This is a genomic window from Bacillus cereus group sp. TH152-1LC, assembly GCF_027710505.1.
GTDB classification, from domain to species: Bacteria; Bacillota; Bacilli; order Bacillales; family Bacillaceae_G; genus Bacillus_A; species Bacillus_A mobilis.
This window is the reverse complement of sequence record NZ_JAQFNK010000002.1, coordinates 204,342-226,582: the sequence shown is the minus strand read 5'-3', so window position 1 is coordinate 226,582 and position 22,241 is coordinate 204,342. Positions and strand designations below refer to the sequence as shown.

The following is a 22,241-nucleotide window of genomic DNA, read 5'->3' as shown; positions in this document are numbered from 1 at the left end:
TTCCTATTCTTTGAATCCAGTTCGCAATATATCCATACCAATTAATTGAAAAAAAAAGAAAGGAAGAATCCTTCCTTTCTCCTATAACCTTCTACAATTAGCGAGTATATCCGCCACCAAGTTGTTGTTCTGCCATCGCTACTAGACGTTTTGTAATTTCACCGCCTACAGAACCGTTTGCACGTGAAGAAGTGTCAGCTCCAAGTTGTACACCAAATTCTTGTGCAATTTCATATTTCATTTGATCTAAAGCTGCTTGTGCTCCATGTGATGCTAATTGATTAGAATTACGATTTCTAGCCATTACCAATCACCTCCTTATTTATATATAAATTGTGTTAAATTTCAATTTAAATACATGGTAATTTTTGGTTATTTTTATTTATAAAAAAAGAGTCTCTTCAATGAGAGACTCTTACATCATTTTATATTAAGAAGTTACTACTTCTAAATTTCTATTTCTTAATACTTTCATTTCTTCTTTTAATATATCTTTCGCATTATGCCCAAACCATTCGAGTGAAGCGAAATGGTCAGTATTTCTCACTTCCTGAATAATCTCATCATAATTTACGATACCTTCAAATAATGGAACCATACCAATTCGACTTCCCGCTGCTGCATATACATTGTTAGGTTCAAACACATGTAAATAATCTGCTGACGATATATTCTTAAAATGATAATGTTGTATCCACGGCTTTAGTCGATGGAAGCTGTCTATTGGATTTGCTCCCGACTCCCATATATGAAGAAAATCCAGGTTTATTTTCAAATTCGGATGATCTACTTCTCCTAATAATTCCAAAGTAGAAGGCAACGTATCCGTTAACGTATTTGGATGTGTTTCTAAAAGTACATACATATTATGCTGAGCAAATACTTCACAAATGATGCGAATACGATTCACATACTCTTTTCTCTCTTGTTCCGAGAAATCTTTGCTCCCCTTTTGTCCAGCAAACGTACGAATTTTGTTCGTTTTAAACCAATTAGCTAGTATTGCAAGTTGTTCACATTTCTCTATCGTTTTTTCAAAATCTGCCGTTAATGATATGTCTAAGTAATCACTTATCATCGTAATTTCTAAGTTTTTATTCTTTAAACAATTCAATTCTCGTTCTGTCGTTTCATACTCTTGCATATACAAATTTTGTGCATGAGTGCCCCACAATTCAATCCCTTCAAAACCGTTGTCATATGCAAATTGAACAATATCAGTAAATGAAATTAATTGATGACGAAAGGAAATAGTACATAATGAATATTTCATAGGTTCGAACTCCCTTATCTTAAATTCAGTTAGGTTTTTTTAATGCTAAGACAGACTCGTTTGTTTTCATTTCTTTCCATAATAAAAACTGTCTCTCTAATTCAGCCTTTATTTGCAGTTCAATTGCATTCATTTCATCCAGCTTTTCAACAATTGATAATAGCATACTTTTATTATTCGTCATTGCCATTTTAATTGCACGATACTGTACATTTGTAAATCCTTGTACAATATCTTCTACTCGATCACACCAATAATCAAATTCTTGCTCCGAATATTGCAACGTTTCACGGAAGTATGCAAAGGCATGTTCATAACTATATTTACGAATCGCAAGTACTGGTATTTGTTTTACTGCCGCTATAAGACCAGAAAGCGAATACCCTTCTTCTTCATTTGCCATTTTTATAATTAAATTTTTCAGCTCCATAGTCAGTTCATTGTCATTTCTTTTGAAAGTTTCTATGAAATAACTTGCTACCATTTCTTCTGTTGGTTCCTGAATTTCTTCTATATCAATGTAATATCCTCCACCAAATGGGTTATCTTGAACAGAGTGAATCACTTTTTCTCTTTCCATATTCCCTTCCCAGCGAAAGTCAGGATCTAGCATGAACCATTCTTCTTCTTTCTCCGTCTTTGATATCATTAAATAATGCGGAAACGGTTTTTGATGGAATTTATTTTCCCTCTCTGGCAATAGAGACATATCTACCATTACAATGACATAGCGATTCTCCGGCTTGTTTTCTACTAATTGTAAAAACGTTTCTACATTGTTATCCTTATCTTTTGCATGATCATACCATTCGTTCACTTTTACGCCATACAACTTTTCATACCATAATAAATAATTATCATGGTTAATATTTTCGGAGTGATACGATATAATACCGCCTTCCGTTATATCAAAATCACCGTCCCATAGTCCAAAATAAAAGGGACGAAAATCAATATCGCTACGCCTTTTTATAATTTCGCAAAAACAACTCACTAAACAGTGAACTTTAATTGAAGTCATATTCTCATCCACTTTCCTAAAGTTTAATTATTCACATTTACATCTTATACCGGCTGTAACTCCTCCATAAAATCAAGTAAAGATCCTACAGTAAGAAATGCTTTAGGGTCTACCTCATCTTCTGGAACGCATAGCTTTACATCCATTTCTATGTAAACTATAAGTTGTAACATCATTACCGAATCTATATATAAATCTTGGTTTAAACGCATCGTTTCTTCTAAATGCGTTACATTTTTTAGTTCCATTTTTTCTATCATAATTTTCAACACTTCATTTTTTAATGTTTCACGTCTCATGTTGTAACCTCTCCCATCTCTAGTAGCTTTCTACTTACTTTTCCAGTTTTATTTTTCGGAATTTCAGTTACACTTTCAATCTCATACGGAACTTTATAAGCTGGTAAATGCTGTATACACCATTCTCTTATTCGAACCGGATCAATATGAGAGATTACTTTCGCTTTCACTATTTCGCCCATCACAGGATGTTTCCCTCGATATACAATTGCCTCTTGAACGCCTTCTAGTCGAAGCATCGTTTCTTCTACCTCTATCGGAAAGACTTTTAATCCTGAAACGTTAATCACATCATCCATGCGACCCATAAAATGAAGCCCGCGCTCAGATTTATACCCCAAGTCTTTCGTGAAAATTTCTTTATCGTTCATTTTCACTACGATCTCTTCAGGCATATTTTCATCTGAACCTATGCTTATACTCGTATGAGATAGTGGGTTTCCTAAATCTAAATGGCTTTTCATATCATGACATATACTAATACAACCTGCTTCAGAACAACCATATTGTTGCATCATATATGTTGTCGTTTCTTTTAGTTTATAAAACAATGCTTCTGGTAAAGGTGCTCCGGATGTCATGATTTTATGAAACTGAAACGTTCCTTGTGGGAAACTCCCCATAATATGTAACATAAGTGGTACTGCATATATGATATGTTTTTCTGTATGACGAACTATATTTAATGCGAATTTAGGGTTTTTATTCGTAATGATGATAGGTTTGCTTCCCCTCGTAATTGCAGATAACGTACCACATATGAGTCCGTATGAATGTGAAACAGGAGCCATAACAATTGGTACTTCATCTACTTCACAGTTTAAAGCCTCATTATAAGCAGTAATTTCTGTATCCACTTCCGTCCATGCTCTACGAATCAGTTTCGGTTCACCTGTAGTTCCAGAACTATATTGCAATAAAGAAGGCTCTTCTAGTAAAGAGTTCACTACTTCTAATTTCGTAAAACCGCTAAATTCTCCATATAAAATCCCGATACAATTTGCACGCTTTGCCATTTCAATAGCTGTTTCTTTTGGTGTATCTTCATGTATAAGTAATACTGATGATTTCTTTTCTTTTAAGAAAAACACAAGCGTAATAATATCGAATGGATCTTTCAGACAAAGCGCAAATCTATTTCCTGCTGCTTCTTGAAAATGTTCCATTTCCTCATAAACTTGAAACCTCAAATCAAAATCACTTTTGCTATACTCTTCTTTATTAACGATTAGCATAATTTCCCCCTGTAACAACTGATTTTTGTTTGTTAAGTTGTCTTGCTCTATACAATGGATTTGGAACTTCATGAACGAGCGATTCCACATCCATATATAATCGACGCTTCGTTAATTGCTCAGCATAGAATGTAGGAGTGTATAGCTGAATACTTTCAAATCTATCTTTCAAGTGTGGATATTTTCTAAAATGATTTTCAATTTCTTCGACCACTATCATCCAAAAACTTTCTTCTTTCCAATCATATTCATCCGCAAGTACAAAAGCTAATTCTCCTACATTAAATAAGAACAGTGCATCTAATACCATCTCTTGTAAACATTCAATACGATCCATTTCAAAGAAATCATTCATTTTTCCATTCGCATACGTTTTATGCATTTTAGTAAAGTCCGGACATTTATTAACTTCTTTTAAGAATGGACGATAAAACTCAAGTCCTTCATGGAAATCCTTTAATGCAATACGGACAGGTAGCCCTTCTTTATGAACTAAAATCATATTTTGTCCGTGTGATTCTAACGCGATCCCATGTTCTACAACAAGATGTATAACTGGAATAATTGCTTTTTGAATCAGTAATCGTAGCCAATTTTCTATCCCATATTTGTTTAACCACGTATCAATAACTGGTGTGCCATCTTTCTCTTTTGCATATACACCGTTAAAAGGAACAGCATCCTCTTGTCTATCCAAATATTTATGAACACTTTCACGCCAAATGCACCCTAATGAACCATATGTGGCTTTCTTATTCGCATCATACGTTACACTCGAAAATTCTTTTAACAAAATGATGCGTGATTCATCCCTTAAATAAGAATCCCGACTTATGATATCACTTAACCAATTCGATATAGCTGGTGCACTCGCAACTGAATATGGTTTCAGCGTACGGAGTGTTGAAGTATTAAGTATGTTCAGTGATAACTTTACATATGGTCTCTTTGGATTCGTAACATTTCTTAACGTCCTCATCGACTGTTGCGCACAATAATCGTCCGCTGATTTTCCTAAATAAATAATATTTTTATCTTGTATATGATCAGCGTAATTGGGAATGATGAAATTTTCCCACTGCCAAGGATGAACAGGTATAAACACGTACTGCTTTGCATCACATCCCGTACTGTAAATTCGTTCCATATAAGCTTCTAATATAGGTCCGCCTATCTCACCTTTTAAAATATTGTCATACATCACTTCATTTTCATAACCTACAGTCGCATATTTCTTATGGGCTGCAATCCATATAAGTTTTATTGGCCTCATAAATTCATATCCATATTGAAAATTGTCACGATATTGAAATCCAATGCGCGCTTTATAGATAGGATGATATGGGTGGCCATCTACTAAATGGCTTTCGAAGTCATCGTATGATTTTTGAGTATATTTCACCTTATTATGTCTTTCATATTGTGCAATCGTGTCCTTAAATATCGTTTGTTCTAATTCGTGAATAAAAGAATCTAATTTCGTTTGTTCTACGTTAACAACTCGAAAAACTTCTTCCAAAAATCGCGAAACTGATTGTACTTCTTGTTTTTCCTCTTGAACTCTTACTATTAATGAATCTATAGAAATACGTCCAAATGTCATTCGTTCGCTTCCGTAACATTCGTACGTGACACTTTTGTTGTCTTCATTAAGTCCTTGTATAAGAAAAAGAATTTGTTCTTCGCTTTCTATACGAACTGGCGTAATGATTCCCTCATAAATTAACGATTCTACTAATTGACGTAACACTCTTCTTCGCACTGAAACGTAATCTTTTGATTCAAGCGCTTTCAATATTTTTGTATGATACATGTTCACTCTCATAAACCCCTCCACCTTATAAAAATACCATTATTTGTATTACGTGAAATTTTAACGTTATTTATGAACGGACAGCCACTTCTCTAACGAGCGGATTCTGTACCTGTACGTAAATTGCTTGTTCTAAAGGATTACTTAACTCGTCGACATCGAAAAATCTCGTTAATAAATTGGCTTTACATGCCAACTTATCCTCTTCTAACAATTCTCTTAAAAAGGTCGAAGGTTCACGGTTATAAGGAAGGAATGATTCCAGTACAGATCTTAATTCCGAGAGAAGAATTTCCTCCTTAATTAATCCAGCTGTACCAAATCCGTTAATGAGTCCAAACATATGATTGAAAATTAAATAGTAACGAAATCTTTCATCCACAATGTAATCGTCATATAAATTTCCAGTACGTTCTCCAATACCCGCTAACTCGTTATTAAGCATTTCTTTCATTGAATTACAGAAATAAAACCCTTGATTATCACGGAAATAATATTTTACTGGGTAACCGTCTTTTAGCTGCACAACACTATTTTGCTGATGAGCTTCTAACGCAACACCATAACGTAAGTACATCCATACCATTGGCTTTAAAGAAATATTCATATATCGTCTAAACCAATCTAAACTTACTTCTTCGCAGCTTCTACTTTCTACATCTGCTAGTCGATGAATAATATTCGATAAACGAGTACGTTCCCCAGGTATAGCATCTTGAACTAATCCAGCAATTAAAGTAGCGTCATTTGCATGTTCACCATAAAAAGGATTCTCTCGTATAATTACTTCAAATCCAGATTCTTTTGCCCCGTAATTTAATGTAATACATGCTGGATCACAAATAAAATCAAACCCTGGAAACTTCTCTAACACTTCACCAATTGCTGTATTTAGCATTTCCTTTCCTTCAAGACCACTCTCTAGTTCCTTCAATTTATTAATGCGCATTGAATTTGTTACTTTTACTGGAAATGAAAACTTAAGCATATACTTTGATTGGGGATGATATAACGTCCTAAGTGATGATGTTGCCATATAACACTTACCGGCAGGACCGATATATTCAAGTACTCCTTGATCTATCCAATCCTGTACGTGTGGTTGGTGTAATAGCCATTCTGCCTGAAGCGGATGTATTGGAAGTAATGAATATTCATCTTCCCTACAATACTTCGATATAAATTCTTTACTAACCATCTCATCATTACTTAGCTCTTCTTTTAGAATTACTGTTGTAGAATCTAATAATAATGATTTTTCCTTTACTATACTTTTATGTGCCCTAAAATAATGAAGCTGACATTCTCCTTTTAATTCTGGAGAATACATTGCACTTTTCCATTCCAAAATACCTTGTCTACTCTTTGGAGTTGGATGGGTTAAATGTCCAAATAATAAGGATTGCTCTGCCTCTATAAAAGTTGTATGGAAACCGTATAATGCAGATGTATCTTCTCTTCTCTCCCTAGTAAATTCTTCAATATTTTGACAACTACGAATAACTCGAAGCATAAGTTCAGCAGGATTCGTCCCTTCTCCGTAGTTGATAGACATCTCTTTTATTAAGAATGTAATAACTGTAACGTAATCTGCTTTTATAACATTCTTATTTTCTCCCATTTGATAATAAAATTGTTCTCCAAACAAATGGCGATCTGTTGCTGATTTATATATAACTTCTCCATACAAAGTAACGTTCTGCGCCGATAGCCGACAATATAAATATGTGGGGACTATATCTCTATTCAACGTATTACTGAAGATATTTTTCATTTTTTCATCCTCTGTAATCCATTCTCCACTCCCTGTTTCCCTTAAATAACAGTTTAAAAAACTTTGTAATGTTGCATGTTCTGCGATTTGTTTCGCATGCTGCATATTGGTCCTCCTCTTTATATTAAAGCTATCGAAATTTTATATACTAAACAACAATTGAATATCGTTATCAATTATGATTCTAATTGATAACGATATTCAATTCAATAGTATATTTCAGAATTTTTTTATCTAATTTAATTTTTCTTGTTTTCTCTCTTTTCTTTAATCTAGTTAAAAATACACGAAAAAAATACTCAATTCCAAACTACATACTTACTATTTTTCATTAGTAATCCATCCAAAATAGTTAAACAAAAGAGGTATACCTTAATTGGTATACCTCTTTCAAACATAAAGTTTACATAATAATATTATTTATATCTCTCCAACAATACGCTGTTTCTTCTATATTTAGTCTCTCTAAAAATTTCGTATCAATTTTTTCTGGATTAAATTTTTCATAAAACTTTTTAGAAGGATTATTCGTAACAACCCAAACTAAAAGTGATTGCATATCATTGTTTATACATTCCGATAGTAAAGCTTGAAATAACTTTTGTCCTATTTTCATTCCTTGATACTCTTGTAAAAGATAGATCGCATATAATTCCCCATCACAATTATATGCACCACTTCTTTCCACTCCCCCGTCGATGAATCCAATTATTGTTCCATCTAACGTCTCTGCTACAAATCTATATTGGTATTTATCTTCTTGCTGAAAAATGTTTTTCCATTGTTTTTCTCGTTGCTCATATGTTATATTTTCTAAAATTTCGTCAGCAAATATCCTTTTATACGTTGTTTTCCAGCTATCAACATGCACCTTTGCTATACCTGATATATCCTCTTTAATTGCTCTTCTAATATGTACTTCCATCATTTCTCCCCCTTGTTTATTCATCATTATATCAATTTATCCCCTTCAAAACCCAAATAAAAAAAGAGTGAATTTCACTTCACTCTTTTTTTCACAATTATCTACTTTCCACTTCAACTGAAACTACTCGATCAATCTCTTTTAGGGAACTATATAACTCTGTTGTATATAAATCTTCTGGAGCTAAAATAACCATCTCCAATTGCTGAAATGCTCCACCATCTATATCTTTTATTTTCACTCGTTTCACATGCATACCTAAATTTTTAATTTGCTTAAATATACCATCTAACTCATGATGCTCTTTTACAGTAATTTTTATAGATAAATCCTTTTGTCTTAATGAATACGGACCTGCAATTTTCACAAGTTGCGGAAGTACATTAATCGCTAAAATGATTAAAATCATAGCAACCGTCGCTTGTAAATAAAATCCTGCCCCAATTGCTATCCCTAAAGCTGAAGCAGCCCACACCATAGAAGCTGTCGTTAATCCGGAAATAACGTCATTACTTCTTCGTAAAATAACACCAGCCCCAAGAAAACCAATCCCGCTCACAATTTGAGCAGCTAAACGCATTGGATCCATATTTGTATGCCCTGGAACAGAATATACATGTACGGATTCAATTGAAACCATCGTAATTAAACAACTTGCTACAGAAATAACCATACTTGTTTTCACACCAAGCGGTTTATTCTTTAGCTGCCTATCTATCCCGATGAATAATCCTAAAAAGAGTGCTAAACCTAATTTGAGTAAAAATTCATATGACATATTTCCATTCTCCTTACTTTACAATGTTTCCCTTGGAATAATTCACTATAACTCTTTTATGATATCAATTCCAGTCTTTTCTATTCATTTAACGTAAAAAACCGAAAAAACATTTGTGACGATGTTTCTTCGGCTTTTTATTACGCTTAAAATTCTTCTTTATTTTTGATCTTTAATCTTAATCTCTGCATCTTTGTAGAATGCTAATTTACTGTCATTATACTCTTTTGTAAAATTGTTAAATTGCTCTTTTGATTTTTGCGCTTCCACAGTTGATTCATTAACAGCTTTAACTTTTTCACCAATTTCTTTTAATTTCGTTTCTTTTACTTTTAATTTTTCATACAGTTCTTTTTCAGTCGCTAACGCCTTCGTATAATTTTCATTCATCTTTTGGAATGCATCATAACGGTTTTTATACGACTCTTCTACTGTTTTCGCTTGTTTTTGTAACTTCTTATCTTCAAGCTTCTCTATATTTCCTTGCACAGATTTTGTTTCTTTCTGAGCTTTTTCCAGCATTTCTTTCTCCGTTTTTAATACTTTTTCACGGTCATCTACATTTGCAGTAGCTTGCTCTATCTTCTTCATAACAGCATCATTATGATCTTTACCTTCTTGTAAAATTTGAGAATATAGCTCTTGACCTTCCTTCTCTAACTTCTCTAACTTCTTCGCTTCATCAACTAATGATTTTTCTTGTGTTGCCGCTGTTTCAAAAGCTGTATAAAGATTTTCTTCAGGTTTTTCACCGAAACAACCTGTTAATAGCCCTACTGATAGTGCTCCAACTACTGCTACTTTTCCATACTTCAACGTTCATTCCTCCATTACATACGGTTATCATGCCAGAAATTCACTGGGAAGTGACTCTCTTCATGATAAGCTTCAAACTCATAACCCTTTTCTTTTAACCCTTTTAAAATTGCTGGCACAGCAGCAACTGATTGTGGGTGAATGTCATGCATTAAAATAACTTCCTGTGGTTTTGTTGCATTTGTTATTACATTTTGAGCAATTTGTGCTGCCGCTGCATCAACCTGCATTTTATTATATTTCCAATCTGAAGAATCAATTGTCCAGTCCCATACTTTTAAACCGCCCTCTACTACTTTATTGCGAAGGCCTTCATTTAAACCAGGGTTCGATCCGTATGGTGGACGTGTTAATTTAGGTGATTTCCCGATAATATTTGCAATTAATCCTTGATCTTCTTTCATTTCATTAACATATTCGCCATTTACATATAACTTTGCAAAATTATGTGTCATACTATGCATTCCAACATAATGACCTTCTGCATCTTCACGTTTCACTAAATCCGGAAACTGTTTCACATTCGCGCCAATTAAAAAGAAAGTCGCCTTCGCATCATGCTGTTTTAACATATTTAACAATTCAGCCGTATATTTCCCTGGGCCATCATCAAATGTAAGATAAGCAACTTTTCTTTCTTTCCCATTAAAACGACTTGGTGCCGTTTTATTCATTTCTACTTTCGGTTGTTCACTTGCAAGCTGTACTACGTTTTCTTGTTTTGCAACAGCCTTTGCTGGTGAAGTAATGGATTGAAACATGAAATACCCAATAGCTACTGCTGCAATCGCTATTAAAACGACTACTACTCGTTTAATTTTAAAAGCTTTTTCCATTCTATCGAATTCCTCTCCCTATTAATCTTATATATAAATCACCCAATATAATTATACATCTATTTATTTTATTACACTATATAAACAGACCTATATATGTATTATAATGGGAGTTTTATCAAAATAGTTGTTCCTATTCCTTCTTTACTTATAAAACTAAGTGTACCTCCATGAAGCTCTACCATTTTTTTAACGATAGCTAAACCAAGACCGGCACCTGTAGCATGGTTATTAATCTGGTAAAATGACTGTTCTATATATGGTAAATGCTCTTTAGCAATTCCAATCCCTTCGTCTTTCACCTTGATCACTACTTGTCCTTCATTTTTAGTCACTTCAATGTGAATTGTACCTTTTTCATGTGAATATTTTATAGCATTTTGAACAATATTCAAGAAAATTTGCTTTAGCCTATTTCGATCTCCCATCAATTCAATTCTTTCTATCGTATTCATAAATTGAATTTGTTTCTCTTCAGCGTTAGGAGTTAATTGCCAAATCGTCTCCTCTAGTATATCGTATATTTGCACCTTTTGTTTATATAAATTGAAATGATTTGATTGTAATCTTGAAAAATCTAGCAATTCTTCTACTAAATGAATCAATCGGTCTGTTTCACCTGATATAATTCCCATACCTTGCTTTATCTCTTCTTCCGTTAAATGATCTACCGTTTTTAACGTCTCACTCCAACCTTTAATCCCCGTTAAAGGCGTTCGTATTTCATGAGAAATCGAAGCAATAAATTCATTTTTCATCTGTTCCGCTTTTTCTATTTTATTAGACATATGATTTAAACTATGTGCCAAATCACCTAATTCGCCAGGATAATCCTCTTTAATTTTCTTCTTTAATGTACCTTCTGCAATTTGTGAAGAAGCATGAATAATAGATTCGATCGGTTTAACAAACGAATTCGCTAATCTTCTACTGATTAAGAAGACAATTCCTGAAATAACAATGCCTACAGAAATAGTAAACATAATGATTTCGATAATCTTTGCATTTACATTCGTTAAAACAGTTGTATATTTCAAAACACCTATCGTTTGTCCTTGATGAATAAGCGGACTAATCACTTCTAATTGTTTCACATTATCTTTCGTAGCAGTCACTTGATGATACATTTCTCCTTCTAGTAACGAATACGGAATAACTATTTTACCTTCTACCTTTCTTCCACTTGACGACTGTATAATCGTTCCATGTCGATCAATTAATTGCAATTCTGTTCCTTCTAACTGAAAGCTCTCAATTATATCACCGCTGTATTCTTGCAAACGAATAAAGTAGAGTGAATTGTATTCAGAGAAAAATCGTGTACTTGTCTTCGCATGAGATTCTATATATTGCACAATGCCATTATAATAATAACGATAAATGGAGACTGAAAATACGACTTCAAATAATACAAGCATAAGTATAATGACCGTCATAAAATATAAAGTCACTTTTCTTTTCATCTTATACTTTCCTTCCACACATATCCTTTTCCCCACACAGTAAGAATAAATTCAGGTTCTGATGGATTACATTCTATCTTTTGGCGTAACCGCCTCATATTTACATCTACTACTTTCGTCTCACCTACATAATTCGTTCCCCAAATCATATTTAAAATTTCATCACGTGAAACCGGCTTTGAAGCCTGATTCATCAAATACTGTAATATCATATACTCTGTAGGGGTTAAATCAACTAATTGTCCACTTTTATATAATCTTTCTTCTATAACATTTAACGAAAACGGGCCAGATATGATCGTATTCGCTTTTTCATCATGTACTTCTATTCTTCTTAATAACGATTGTATACGTGCAGTTAATTCCACTGGACTAAACGGCTTTGCGATATAATCATCTGCACCAATTCCTAGTCCTTGTACTTTATCTTCATTTTGTACGCGTGCGGTTAACATAATAATACCTATTTTTTTATTTTCTTCCCGGATAGATTTACAAACTTGAAAACCATCAATTCCTGGTAACATTACATCAAGCAATGCTACATCAACAGTATGTTCACATAAAATCTGTAACGCTTCTTCTCCCGTACTAGCTTCTAACACATAAAATCCAGCACGTTTCAAATTCAAGACGATAAAACTACGAATTGGCATTTCATCTTCTAAAACTAAAATTGTTGGCATAATTTCCACCTCCCTACTCTTGTTGATAATCCGCTAGCGGTTTTACATATGCTTTCACTTTTTCAAAATGTGATTGTTTCGGTACGGCGTATACGTGAGAGGCTGTTTTCACTGCTGCTTCGTATCCTTTTATTTTGAACCATTCTTTCCGCTTAAATATATGGACTTCAAGCCATAGCTCATTTGTCGTAGTATCTATAAATTTTTGAACATCTGATGCTTCTTGCTGAACTGGAACAGTTATTTTCCCAATTAAAGCTTGCGGGATTTTCACAAAATAACCTTTCTCTATATTTACATATCTTTCTTCTATCGGTTTAATTCCATCTTCACTCCACTGAATATAACGTTCAAACATCGTACTCTCTCCGTACGATACCTCTTCCAAACCTTTTGGACGCACTGTACGAACAAATTCAATAATGCCGTCTTCATTTATATCTTTGCTTTCGACTACATAATCATTGAATAAGTCTTCTTTTCCATCTATAGGAAGTGGCTCATAATGACCCGTATCAAATTTTGCTACATACGTTATCCCTGAATGAGCGCCAACACCTGCGTCAATTACAACCGCCTTTAGTGATTTAGAAATGCGGCCCATTTGTATTCTTTGGATGCTATTTATAAATGGATCGAATGACACTTCAGATAAAGTCTTAAATTGTTCCATGAACTCAACTGTCAATTTTTTATCCTTTTCATATGTAACAAGGCTTATATCTTTCAGTCCATTTTCATTTAAATCCTCTATGAATAACTTCGTATAACTTCGATTATATATTTCCTTCATATCTTCATTTTCTTCCGAAAAAACATACATAATATGTTCTAACGATTCACGATTGACAGAAATTCCGATTAATAACTCTCGCTTCCCGTTCCCTGTAAAATCACCGACTTCAACGATATCTACATCTCCACCATCAAATCTATGTGTGGACTTTATTCTCCAGCCATTTGCGATTTCTTCATAGACAGCTAAATATACGCTATGATCTTCATTCGGCACTTTATAAAATAAGATGGCTTCTTTCTTATTATCTTGTTTAAAATCCATTGACCAAATCATCTGTTTATCTTTATTAGACATTGGAGTAAGCAATCGATAATTTACAGGCAAATCTTTATCTATTTGCTCTTTTAGTTCATTAATCCATTTTTCATTGGCAGGAGCACCCATTAAACTTGTTGGAGCTTCAGACATTTTACATCCAGTCAACATAAAAATGATTCCCATAATGCCTATCCATTTCTGCATATGATATCTTTCCTTATTACAGATTTTAATTATTTTTCTTTACTTTTTGCTTCTCCAATATTCTCATACATATGAGTATAATTTTTCTAAAATAAAAAATCGTTACAGAAAAGTTACAAATCCATTCCGAATTAAAAAAAGATTGGCGAAAGCCAATCTTTTTTTATTATTCGTTTCGAACTGGTTTTGGTGTTACACCTAGATGATCATTTAATTTTTTTGAAATATCTTTCACATTTTTTTCATTTGGAATGTAATAATAAATACCTCCGATACGTTTATCCGTACCTTCTATTTGCATTTTTTCCATTTCCAAATTAGATCCTGCCATATTTTTTGTAATAGCAAGCATATCATCGAAAGTTAAGTTCGTTTTCATATTTTTATCAACCGCATCAAGTAAAGAACCCATTTTGCTAATAGATTGGACAGACATCGCTTTTTTAGCAATTGCTTCTATTACAAGTTGTTGTCTTTGACCACGCATTGCATCACTGTCAATTTTACGCGTTCTTGCAAGTGCAAGTGCTTGTTCGCCATTTAAATGTTGGTAACCTTTCTCCAAATGAATCATACCCGCTTGGTCTTTACTATCTTGCTCTGTGAAAGTAACAGGTACATCAATATCAATACCACCAAGTGAATCGACAATTTGTACGAATGATTCAAAGTTAAACTTCACATAATAATCAACAGGAACATTTAAAAATCTTTCCACTGTATCTCGTGTACTTTCAACACCACCAAATACGTGTGCGTGTGTAATTTTATCTAATTTCTTTCTAGATGGAATATATACACGTGAATCACGCGGAATACTCACTAATTTAACTGATTTATCATCTTTATTAATTGTTGCTAATAAAAGTGCATCTGTTCGAACAGCTTCTCCGTATTGACTTTTTCTCATTTCACTACCATCTACACCCATGATTAAAATTGAAATGTTATCCTTTAAAGGTTCAACTTCTTTATCACGCTTCGATGACTTATCAATTTGTGCATACGCATCACTTACAACAGCTTTTGCTTTATTATATATTAATGATCCATATCCTACTCCTCCAAAAATAAGTAGGAAAAATGGAATTAAAATGAACCATTTTATTGACTTTCTTTTAGAACGTTTTTTACTGCTTCTCGTATTTTGTTCTAATTCAGAGCTCATTTTCATTCGCCTCTCTTTCTCTTTCCCTAGTATAATGTATGTCTAGCAATCTTCATATTGAATTTCCTTTCAAACACCTTACATTTTTGTAAGGTTACATGATGAATCCAATATGTATTCCATTTCACATTATACTCTCGTGCTTATTTTTGGCAAGTCACTATTTTTCATCTTCAAAAATTTAGCACTTCGTAACATCCTAAATTACAGATTTATAAATTTATTCGTTTCGAATCCTTCAATTTTCACCTAAAAAATTAGTAATGCAACAATACATTTCATATTATCCCTCAAGCGGTGTATATATTGTTTTCTCCCCATGATTATAAATAACAGCGGATTTTGCTTTTAGTTTCGCCTTATCTATTTCTATCTCTTCATTTGAGAAATTCACAATAACTTTAATATCTTTTCCATATGAAGCAGATTGGACTAATTTATCTTCTGACAAATATGCAAAGTTCGTCATTTCTTCTTTTACTGCCTTTTCATGAACTTCATTCCAAACTTTCAGATGCTGCGTAATCTCTTGTTTATGTTTGTTCCACTCTACTTCATCTAAATGGTACAACGGAGGAATATTATACAATAACTCATATAACATACGGTTTCCTACCTCATCTTTTACTTTCAAACTTCCCCATTCCCAGTGATGCGTTGTAATTACAGAATCGTTGTATACTAATTTGTATAACGGTACCGAATATACTGGATTTAAATATACTTGTTTATATTCTTCTTTTAACGGTACTTGTTTTGCATATTTTTCTGGAACATTTTGATTCGGTGACCAATATCCGCCCACATAATACGGACTTGTTTTATTTTTCCTCATATCTTCATCGTCCCATTTAATAACTGGCGTTTCAATGCCGTGAGCAAATGCAATCGTGCTACTCGCAAAGTCATTTCCGCCCTCAGAGCCAACTACCATACCTTTTTCTTGTGCAATATAATCCATTCGTTGCAACCTTGCTTTTAAATCTTGTTCTTGTGTTGTTATATGTTTAGCCGAATAGTCATCGTAAATTTCCCCTGTTGCATCACAATCAATAAACCATGAATTATATTTAGGTCCATTTTGTAATATATCGTTCATTCGCTCTTTTACACTAGGAAGAGATAAAGTTGGATTTAATTTTCGCCCTCTACCTAAAAAACCTTGCACCTTTTCTCCATTTTTCTTCGTCACAGTTGCCTCTTCATATAACGATGGATCATGAAAAGAAGCTGTATTCCAATTTTTATCAGCCTTTTCGTGAATAGAATGGTAAGAATCATACGGACCAACTAAATATCCCATTTTCTTAGCTTCTGTCACGAAATCAGGCTGCATATACCCTTGTTCCCAGTTCGGTAACCCAATCCACGCATTGTCTATTCCTGCCGCTTTCATTTCCTTTATAATATCCGTTCCATCTGCGTTACCCCATTTACTTACGTCTTCAACCGCATCACCGAGCGCTGATTTTAATACATGCTTATTTAAGTTATATAACTCCATCTGCGTTAAATGATCTACACCTTTGCTTAATAACTCACTAGCGTTCTGATCAACTTTTTGGAAAATATCCTCTTTATACAATTCCTTCATTGATAATACTTCGTTTATATAACGTAAAATAACATTCTTTTGATACTTATCAATGAAATCTTGTTTACTTACTTGATCTAATACATTCAGTTCCCCAGGCTCTGAACTATTCTTTTGAATAAGTTCTTTTATATGACTAAACAGTGGGCTATTTATTTGCTCTCTTAGTTTTGGCCAATTTATATTACTTTCTGATAAACCATTTTGATTCCAAAAATAAAAATGCGCCGCTCCATATAACTTTTCGATTTCTTTATTTTTTCTAGCCTTTTCTTGTAATGTTTTAAATTCACCTTTTCGAACAATATCATCCTTATACAGTTTAGCAATGCTTACCGCATCATTATTTGTCACATATAATTGAAATCCATATGTTTTATTTTTATTTATGCTCGGAAATTCATGTGTAAAATCAAATCCTATTTTCGGATCCGAATGAAATTTCAATTCATTATTAAACATATTGTTTGCAATATATACAATTGAATATTTCGAACCATTTAATGCGAAAAACTTCATAGAAAATGATTCAGCAAATGAATATGCATCATCCTTTAAAAACTTCTTCCAATTTTCATCATTGCTCGGAATTTGCTTACCCTCCCATAACGGAAGTGTATAATTTTCAGCTTCTACTTTCGGCCATGTAAAGCTTTCTGCACCAGTCGATTCCACTTCAATGTTTAAGTGTTCTTTTTTCTTTTCTAATTTTATTTTTACTTTTTGATCTGGATATTCCCACGATGTACGATCCTTTTCTTTTTTTACATTCGATACCTTCATTTTCGGTAGGGGTTGTGATGCCTGTTCCTTTACCCCCTCATGTTCTACAGTTAATGTGAATGTTTCTGGATTTACATCATAAGTAAAATCTTTATACGTCGCTTTCTTTATTTTAGACTCTTGTACAGCATTACTACCTTTTACGTCACAACCGACTAAAGTCGAAAATGACATAGTTGTAAGAAGACATATCGCTATCATTTTTTTCATCCTCTGCACCTCCACCAATGAATATACAGGTGGTTTGTTACAGGAATGTGGCAAAAAATAATAGAGCTAGCATTTTGCTAGCTCTATTTGGAGTATTAAAAGTTGATATGAACAACTATAATTCGCTTAGAAGATATGTAATACAGTAACTGCATTTTTTCTCAACAATTATGAAACTAAACAAATCAAAATTTTAACAAGCATTCTTTAACTGAAAAAATAAGTGTATACAATGTATCCTAAAAGTAGTACTAAAATGATTATCCCTGTACCTTTCCAATTCATACCGCCTGCTATATCAACTGGACTACCTGTTTCCGCTCTATTGAGTCCGTCGTGTAAAGAACCAGTAGGATTACTTTTTAATTCAATTTGTCTCATACGCTCTCTTTTTTCTTCTGGTGACTCTTTATTCATTTAATCACCTCCAAAATGAATGCACTCTTTGCTACATTATTCAAAATTAACATTTGTTTTATATTTTTTCCGAAAAAACCTAATTTAAAATTGGTTTGCAACGTAAAGAAAGCTAGCCATGCCAGCTTTCTTTATAATCCAATATGCTCTTCCTTATTTACAATAATACCTTTATGGTCGATTTCTAGCTCCCACACTTTCATAGACGTAAATACTCTCGCTAATTGCTCAGCAATTTCTTGGCGCTTTTCATACGGTGTTAATATAAAAATGGATGGGCCTGCACCGCTAAGCGCTGTACCGTATGCGCCAAATTCTTTTGCACATTTACGAATAGATGGTAATAACGGAACCAGTTCTAAACGAAATGGCTCGTGAAAATGATCTCTTTCCATCATTTCCCCTACAACTTCCCACTTCTTTTGACATAAGGCAGCTACTAATACATTGCTTATCGCACTAGCCTTAACTGCTTCATGAAACGGAAACACATCTGGTAATACAGATCGGCTTTCCTCTGTATTTAGCTCTTCATTCGGAATAAGAGAAATTACGCCTAATTCCTTACTTTCAATTCTTACAACCGACACATTCTTTCCATCAAGTGCTCCGATTACAGTTCCTCCTAATATAGAAGCAGCAACATTATCTGGATGTCCTTCAAAATTTGTAGCAATTTGAACTTTTTGATCAGTTGTTAAGTTCAAATTACCTAGTTGATTTGCAAGCTCTATCCCTGCTACAATGGCTGATGCACTACTTCCTAGACCTCTTGTTAGTGGGATATTACTAGTAACTTCTATTATATGGGATGATAAAGAAGGACTCACTTTACATGCCGTGCTAACGATTAAATTTTTATCGTCTGTCGGAATTGACTCTTCAAAGGAATGGATTACTTGCCATTTATCAGCTTTTTCTTTTACCACCACATCTAAATATAATGACAAAGCTATTCCTACTGAATCAAATCCAGGTCCAACATTTGCTGTACTAGCAGGAACACGAATACTTAATGGTATCACGACATAATCACCCCTTTAATATGCTCTTTAATTTGTTCTATATTGTTTGAAACACTTGCAATGTCCAATGTATTAGAAGAAATTGCGATATCAGGATCTTTCAAGCCATTTCCAGTTAAAACTGCAACAACTGTCTCTCCTTTTTTGATTTTCCCAGATTGAACATGTTTAATAACGCCAGCTAATGAAGCATTTGATCCTGGCTCAGCGAAAATCCCTTCTGTTTTTGCTAATAATCTATACGCATGTAAAATTTCTTCATCCGATACCATATCTATTTCACCATGAGACTGTTCAGCAGCCTCTACTGCATATGACCAACTTGCTGGGTTACCAATGCGAATCGCTGTTGCAATTGTTTCAGGTTCTTCAATTACATGTCCTTTTACAATTGCTGCTGCTCCTTCCGCTTCAAACCCGTGAATTCTCGGCTTCTTATAGCCTTTTTCTTTTTCATATTCACAGAAACCTTTCCAGTACGCTGTAATATTTCCAGCATTCCCAACAGGAATCGCTAAAACATCTGGTGCACTTTGTAACTGGTCACAAATTTCAAACGCCGCTGTTTTTTGCCCTTCAATTCGATAAGGATTCACTGAGTTTACTAATGTAATCGGTTCTTCCGCAGCAATATTTCTTACAGCCTTAAGTGCATCATCAAAATTTCCTTCTATTGAAATGATTTCAGCCCCGTAAGCGACTGCTTGCGCTAATTTTCCATGTGCAATCTTTCCTTCTGGGATTACGATTATACATTTCATTCCAAGGCGTGCCGCGTATGCTGCGGCCGATGCCGAAGTATTACCTGTTGATGCACAAATAATTGCCTCCGAACCTTCTTCTTTCGCCTTCGCAACAGCCATTACCATACCACGATCTTTAAAAGAACCTGTCGGATTAGCTCCTTCGTACTTACCGTATAACTGAATTCCTAATTGTTTTGATATATTTAATAACGGAATAAGCGGTGTGTTTCCTTCCATTAAGCTCACATCAGGTGTATTTTCATTCACCGGTAAATAAGAAGCATACTGTTTTAATAATCCTTTATACATATTGTTTTTCCTCCTCGATAATGTAATAACTGTTTATTTCACTTGCGACATCTTCTATCGCTCCTAGCACTCGTTTGAATTGATACTTTGAAGTTTGATGTGTCACAACAACGACTTCTGCAAGTTCACGATTTAAAGGTAATTGAATAACTTCTTTTAAACTTACAGAATAATTAACGAAACATTCTGTTATTTTTTGCAACATCCCAGGTTCATCTCGTAATGAAATACGTAAGAAATATTTCGAAACAACTTCTTCATCTCCTTGTAACTCATATGGCTCTGGTTCTTTTAGCGCACTTTTATTTTTCTGAACTTGATTCATGTTTTTAACGATTGAAATAATATCACTTACTACAGCCGAACCAGTCGGTAACTTACCAGCTCCAGGTCCGTAAAACATTACTTCTCCTACCGCTTGACCGTGAACATATACTGCATTAAATTCATTATTTACATTCGATAATGGATGATGACTTGGTAAAAGTGTCGGTTCTACACTCAAATGAATGGCTGATCCTTGTTTCTCTGCTTTCCCAATTAATTTCATAGTAAATCCTAACTTTTCAGCCATTAGTAAATCTTCTTTTTCGACCTTTCGAATCCCTCTTACTTGCACATCATCTAAAGAAACATTCATCGAAAAACCTAAGTTTGCAAGAATGGCTACCTTTCTCGCCGCATCTAGCCCATCTACATCCGCTGTTGGATCCGATTCTGCGAAACCTAATTTTTGGGCTTCTTGTAATGCCTCTTCATACGACCATCCATTTTGACTCATCTTTGTTAACATGTAATTTGTTGTGCCATTTACAATTCCCATAATTTTTTCAATTTGGTCTGAAGCTAATCCGTCTGTTAATCCTCTTAACACCGGAATACCGCCCGCTACACTTGCCTCGTAACATAAATCACAATCATTTTCGTTCGCTAATTGGAGAAGCTCTGCACCGTATACAGCCATTAAATCTTTATTTGCTGTTACGACATGTTTCTTATTTCGTAAAGCCTTAACAATATGCTGCTTCGCTTCTTCAATTCCGCCCATTACCTCTACTACAATATCAATATTTGAATCATTTAGAACTTCATCGACATGACTTGTTACTACGATTCCATCAATACAAACATCACGTTCTTTTTCTACATCACGTACAACGACTGTCTTTACCTTCACTTCATACCCTGTATCAAGTGCAATTTTTTTATAATGTTCTTTCAAAATATGGACAACACCACTTCCGACCGTACCTAAGCCTAACACCCCAACATTAATAACGTTATTCATCTTCTAATCTCCTCCTACAATTTTATTTTTTATCTTTATCAATCACCTTACTCTGCTTTTTAATCATGCAGGTGATGGTTATTTCCGTACGTACAAATCGTTTCATGTTACAGCACCTCCTTTCAAAGTAATAAAAAAACACACTCATCCCTAGGAAAGGGACGAATGTGTTTTCGTGGTTCCACCCTTGTTCCAACCAGGGCGTATTTCTCCCTAGATTGCTCAAGTTCAGATAACGGCTGATTCCGTCAATAATTACTAGATTACTCGTTCACTATTGAAGTTCAAAGGTGGTAAAATCATTTCTCGTGTTAGGAAGCTCACACCCTTGGCTTCCCTCTCTGTAAACCGTAAAAATGATTTCATGTCCTTATCGTTACTTTTTCGCTCATGTTTATTTGTTAACTCATTATACTCGCATAAAAAACAAAATCAATACTATTTTTTAATTATTTTTAATTTTCAATCTCTGATTTCATAAAAAAACACACTCATCCCTAGGAAAGGGACGAATGTGTTTT

Annotated in this window: 20 protein-coding genes and 2 other annotated features (1 of these 22 only partly in view); all 20 genes read right to left on the bottom strand. The window is 33.9% G+C overall.

Annotation, left to right across the window (positions count from 1 at the left end):
- Positions 1–97: 97 nt before the first annotated feature.
- Positions 98–304 (bottom strand): alpha/beta-type small acid-soluble spore protein, encoded by a 207-nt coding sequence (locus PDL00_RS07705; protein ID WP_000113545.1) that lies wholly within the window; start codon positions 302–304, stop codon positions 98–100.
- 126 nt (positions 305–430) lie between these two features.
- On the bottom strand, positions 431–1,273 hold the full coding sequence (locus PDL00_RS07700; protein WP_242254348.1) for a sugar phosphate isomerase/epimerase family protein: 843 nt from the start codon (positions 1,271–1,273) through the stop codon (positions 431–433).
- A 25-nt stretch (positions 1,274–1,298) separates the two neighbouring features.
- A complete protein-coding gene (gene asbE / locus PDL00_RS07695) occupies positions 1,299–2,294 on the bottom strand; it encodes a petrobactin biosynthesis protein AsbE (protein ID WP_242254346.1) in 996 nt (331 codons plus the stop codon).
- 44 nt (positions 2,295–2,338) lie between these two features.
- Entirely contained in the window at positions 2,339–2,593 is a 255-nt protein-coding gene (gene asbD / locus PDL00_RS07690) for a petrobactin biosynthesis protein AsbD (protein ID WP_097817566.1), read from the bottom strand.
- Complete coding sequence (gene asbC, locus PDL00_RS07685; protein ID WP_242254345.1) at positions 2,590–3,828, bottom strand: 3,4-dihydroxybenzoic acid-AMP ligase AsbC; 1,239 nt, start codon at positions 3,826–3,828, stop codon at positions 2,590–2,592. Before asbC ends, asbD begins: the two co-directional genes overlap by 4 nt.
- Positions 3,815–5,653: an IucA/IucC family protein gene (locus PDL00_RS07680; protein WP_242254343.1), complete on the bottom strand. Its 1,839-nt coding sequence runs from the start codon at positions 5,651–5,653 to the stop codon at positions 3,815–3,817. Before PDL00_RS07680 ends, asbC begins: the two co-directional genes overlap by 14 nt.
- 58 nt (positions 5,654–5,711) lie before the next feature.
- Positions 5,712–7,520: an IucA/IucC family protein gene (locus PDL00_RS07675; protein WP_270728174.1), complete on the bottom strand. Its 1,809-nt coding sequence runs from the start codon at positions 7,518–7,520 to the stop codon at positions 5,712–5,714.
- Positions 7,521–7,818: 298 nt separating this feature from the next.
- Positions 7,819–8,367: a GNAT family N-acetyltransferase gene (locus tag PDL00_RS07670; protein WP_270728172.1), complete on the bottom strand. Its 549-nt coding sequence runs from the start codon at positions 8,365–8,367 to the stop codon at positions 7,819–7,821.
- 70 nt (positions 8,368–8,437) lie between these two features.
- Positions 8,438–9,118: an MgtC/SapB family protein gene (locus PDL00_RS07665; protein WP_242254337.1), complete on the bottom strand. Its 681-nt coding sequence runs from the start codon at positions 9,116–9,118 to the stop codon at positions 8,438–8,440.
- A 159-nt stretch (positions 9,119–9,277) separates the two neighbouring features.
- On the bottom strand, positions 9,278–9,934 hold the full coding sequence (locus PDL00_RS07660; RefSeq protein ID WP_242254335.1) for a YkyA family protein: 657 nt from the start codon (positions 9,932–9,934) through the stop codon (positions 9,278–9,280).
- Positions 9,935–9,948: 14 nt separating this feature from the next.
- Positions 9,949–10,770 (bottom strand): peptidoglycan-N-acetylglucosamine deacetylase, encoded by an 822-nt coding sequence (locus PDL00_RS07655; RefSeq protein WP_242254333.1) that lies wholly within the window; start codon positions 10,768–10,770, stop codon positions 9,949–9,951.
- A 101-nt stretch (positions 10,771–10,871) separates the two neighbouring features.
- A complete protein-coding gene (locus PDL00_RS07650) occupies positions 10,872–12,233 on the bottom strand; it encodes a sensor histidine kinase (RefSeq protein ID WP_270728165.1) in 1,362 nt (453 codons plus the stop codon).
- Positions 12,230–12,919, bottom strand: coding sequence for a response regulator transcription factor (locus PDL00_RS07645; protein WP_001142160.1), 690 nt, complete (start codon positions 12,917–12,919; stop codon positions 12,230–12,232). The genes PDL00_RS07650 and PDL00_RS07645 overlap by 4 nt, the downstream gene beginning before the upstream one ends.
- A gap of 13 nt (positions 12,920–12,932) precedes the next feature.
- Positions 12,933–14,180: a hypothetical protein gene (locus tag PDL00_RS07640; RefSeq protein WP_270728162.1), complete on the bottom strand. Its 1,248-nt coding sequence runs from the start codon at positions 14,178–14,180 to the stop codon at positions 12,933–12,935.
- A 166-nt stretch (positions 14,181–14,346) separates the two neighbouring features.
- Positions 14,347–15,348: an LCP family protein gene (locus tag PDL00_RS07635; RefSeq protein WP_242254330.1), complete on the bottom strand. Its 1,002-nt coding sequence runs from the start codon at positions 15,346–15,348 to the stop codon at positions 14,347–14,349.
- Positions 15,349–15,631: 283 nt separating this feature from the next.
- Positions 15,632–17,935 carry a glycoside hydrolase gene (locus tag PDL00_RS07630; RefSeq protein ID WP_270728159.1) on the bottom strand — a complete coding sequence of 768 codons (2,304 nt, stop codon included), beginning with the start codon at positions 17,933–17,935 and terminating at the stop codon, positions 15,632–15,634.
- Positions 17,936–18,142: 207 nt separating this feature from the next.
- On the bottom strand, positions 18,143–18,352 hold the full coding sequence (locus tag PDL00_RS07625; protein WP_001031473.1) for a DUF6366 family protein: 210 nt from the start codon (positions 18,350–18,352) through the stop codon (positions 18,143–18,145).
- Positions 18,353–18,483: 131 nt separating this feature from the next.
- The gene (gene thrB, locus PDL00_RS07620) at positions 18,484–19,377 is read right to left on the bottom strand and encodes a homoserine kinase (RefSeq protein WP_270728155.1); all 894 of its coding nucleotides are present in this window, start codon (positions 19,375–19,377) and stop codon (positions 18,484–18,486) included.
- A complete protein-coding gene (gene thrC, locus PDL00_RS07615; RefSeq protein ID WP_270728152.1) occupies positions 19,374–20,432 on the bottom strand; it encodes a threonine synthase in 1,059 nt (352 codons plus the stop codon). The genes thrB and thrC overlap by 4 nt, the downstream gene beginning before the upstream one ends.
- Positions 20,425–21,720, bottom strand: a complete 1,296-nt coding sequence (locus PDL00_RS07610; RefSeq protein ID WP_270728150.1) for a homoserine dehydrogenase — start codon at positions 21,718–21,720, stop codon at positions 20,425–20,427. Before PDL00_RS07610 ends, thrC begins: the two co-directional genes overlap by 8 nt.
- A gap of 154 nt (positions 21,721–21,874) precedes the next feature.
- Positions 21,875–22,106 (bottom strand) — a binding site (T-box leader).
- Between the two features lie 115 nt (positions 22,107–22,221).
- Positions 22,222–22,241, bottom strand: a binding site (T-box leader) (it continues 212 nt past the right edge of the window).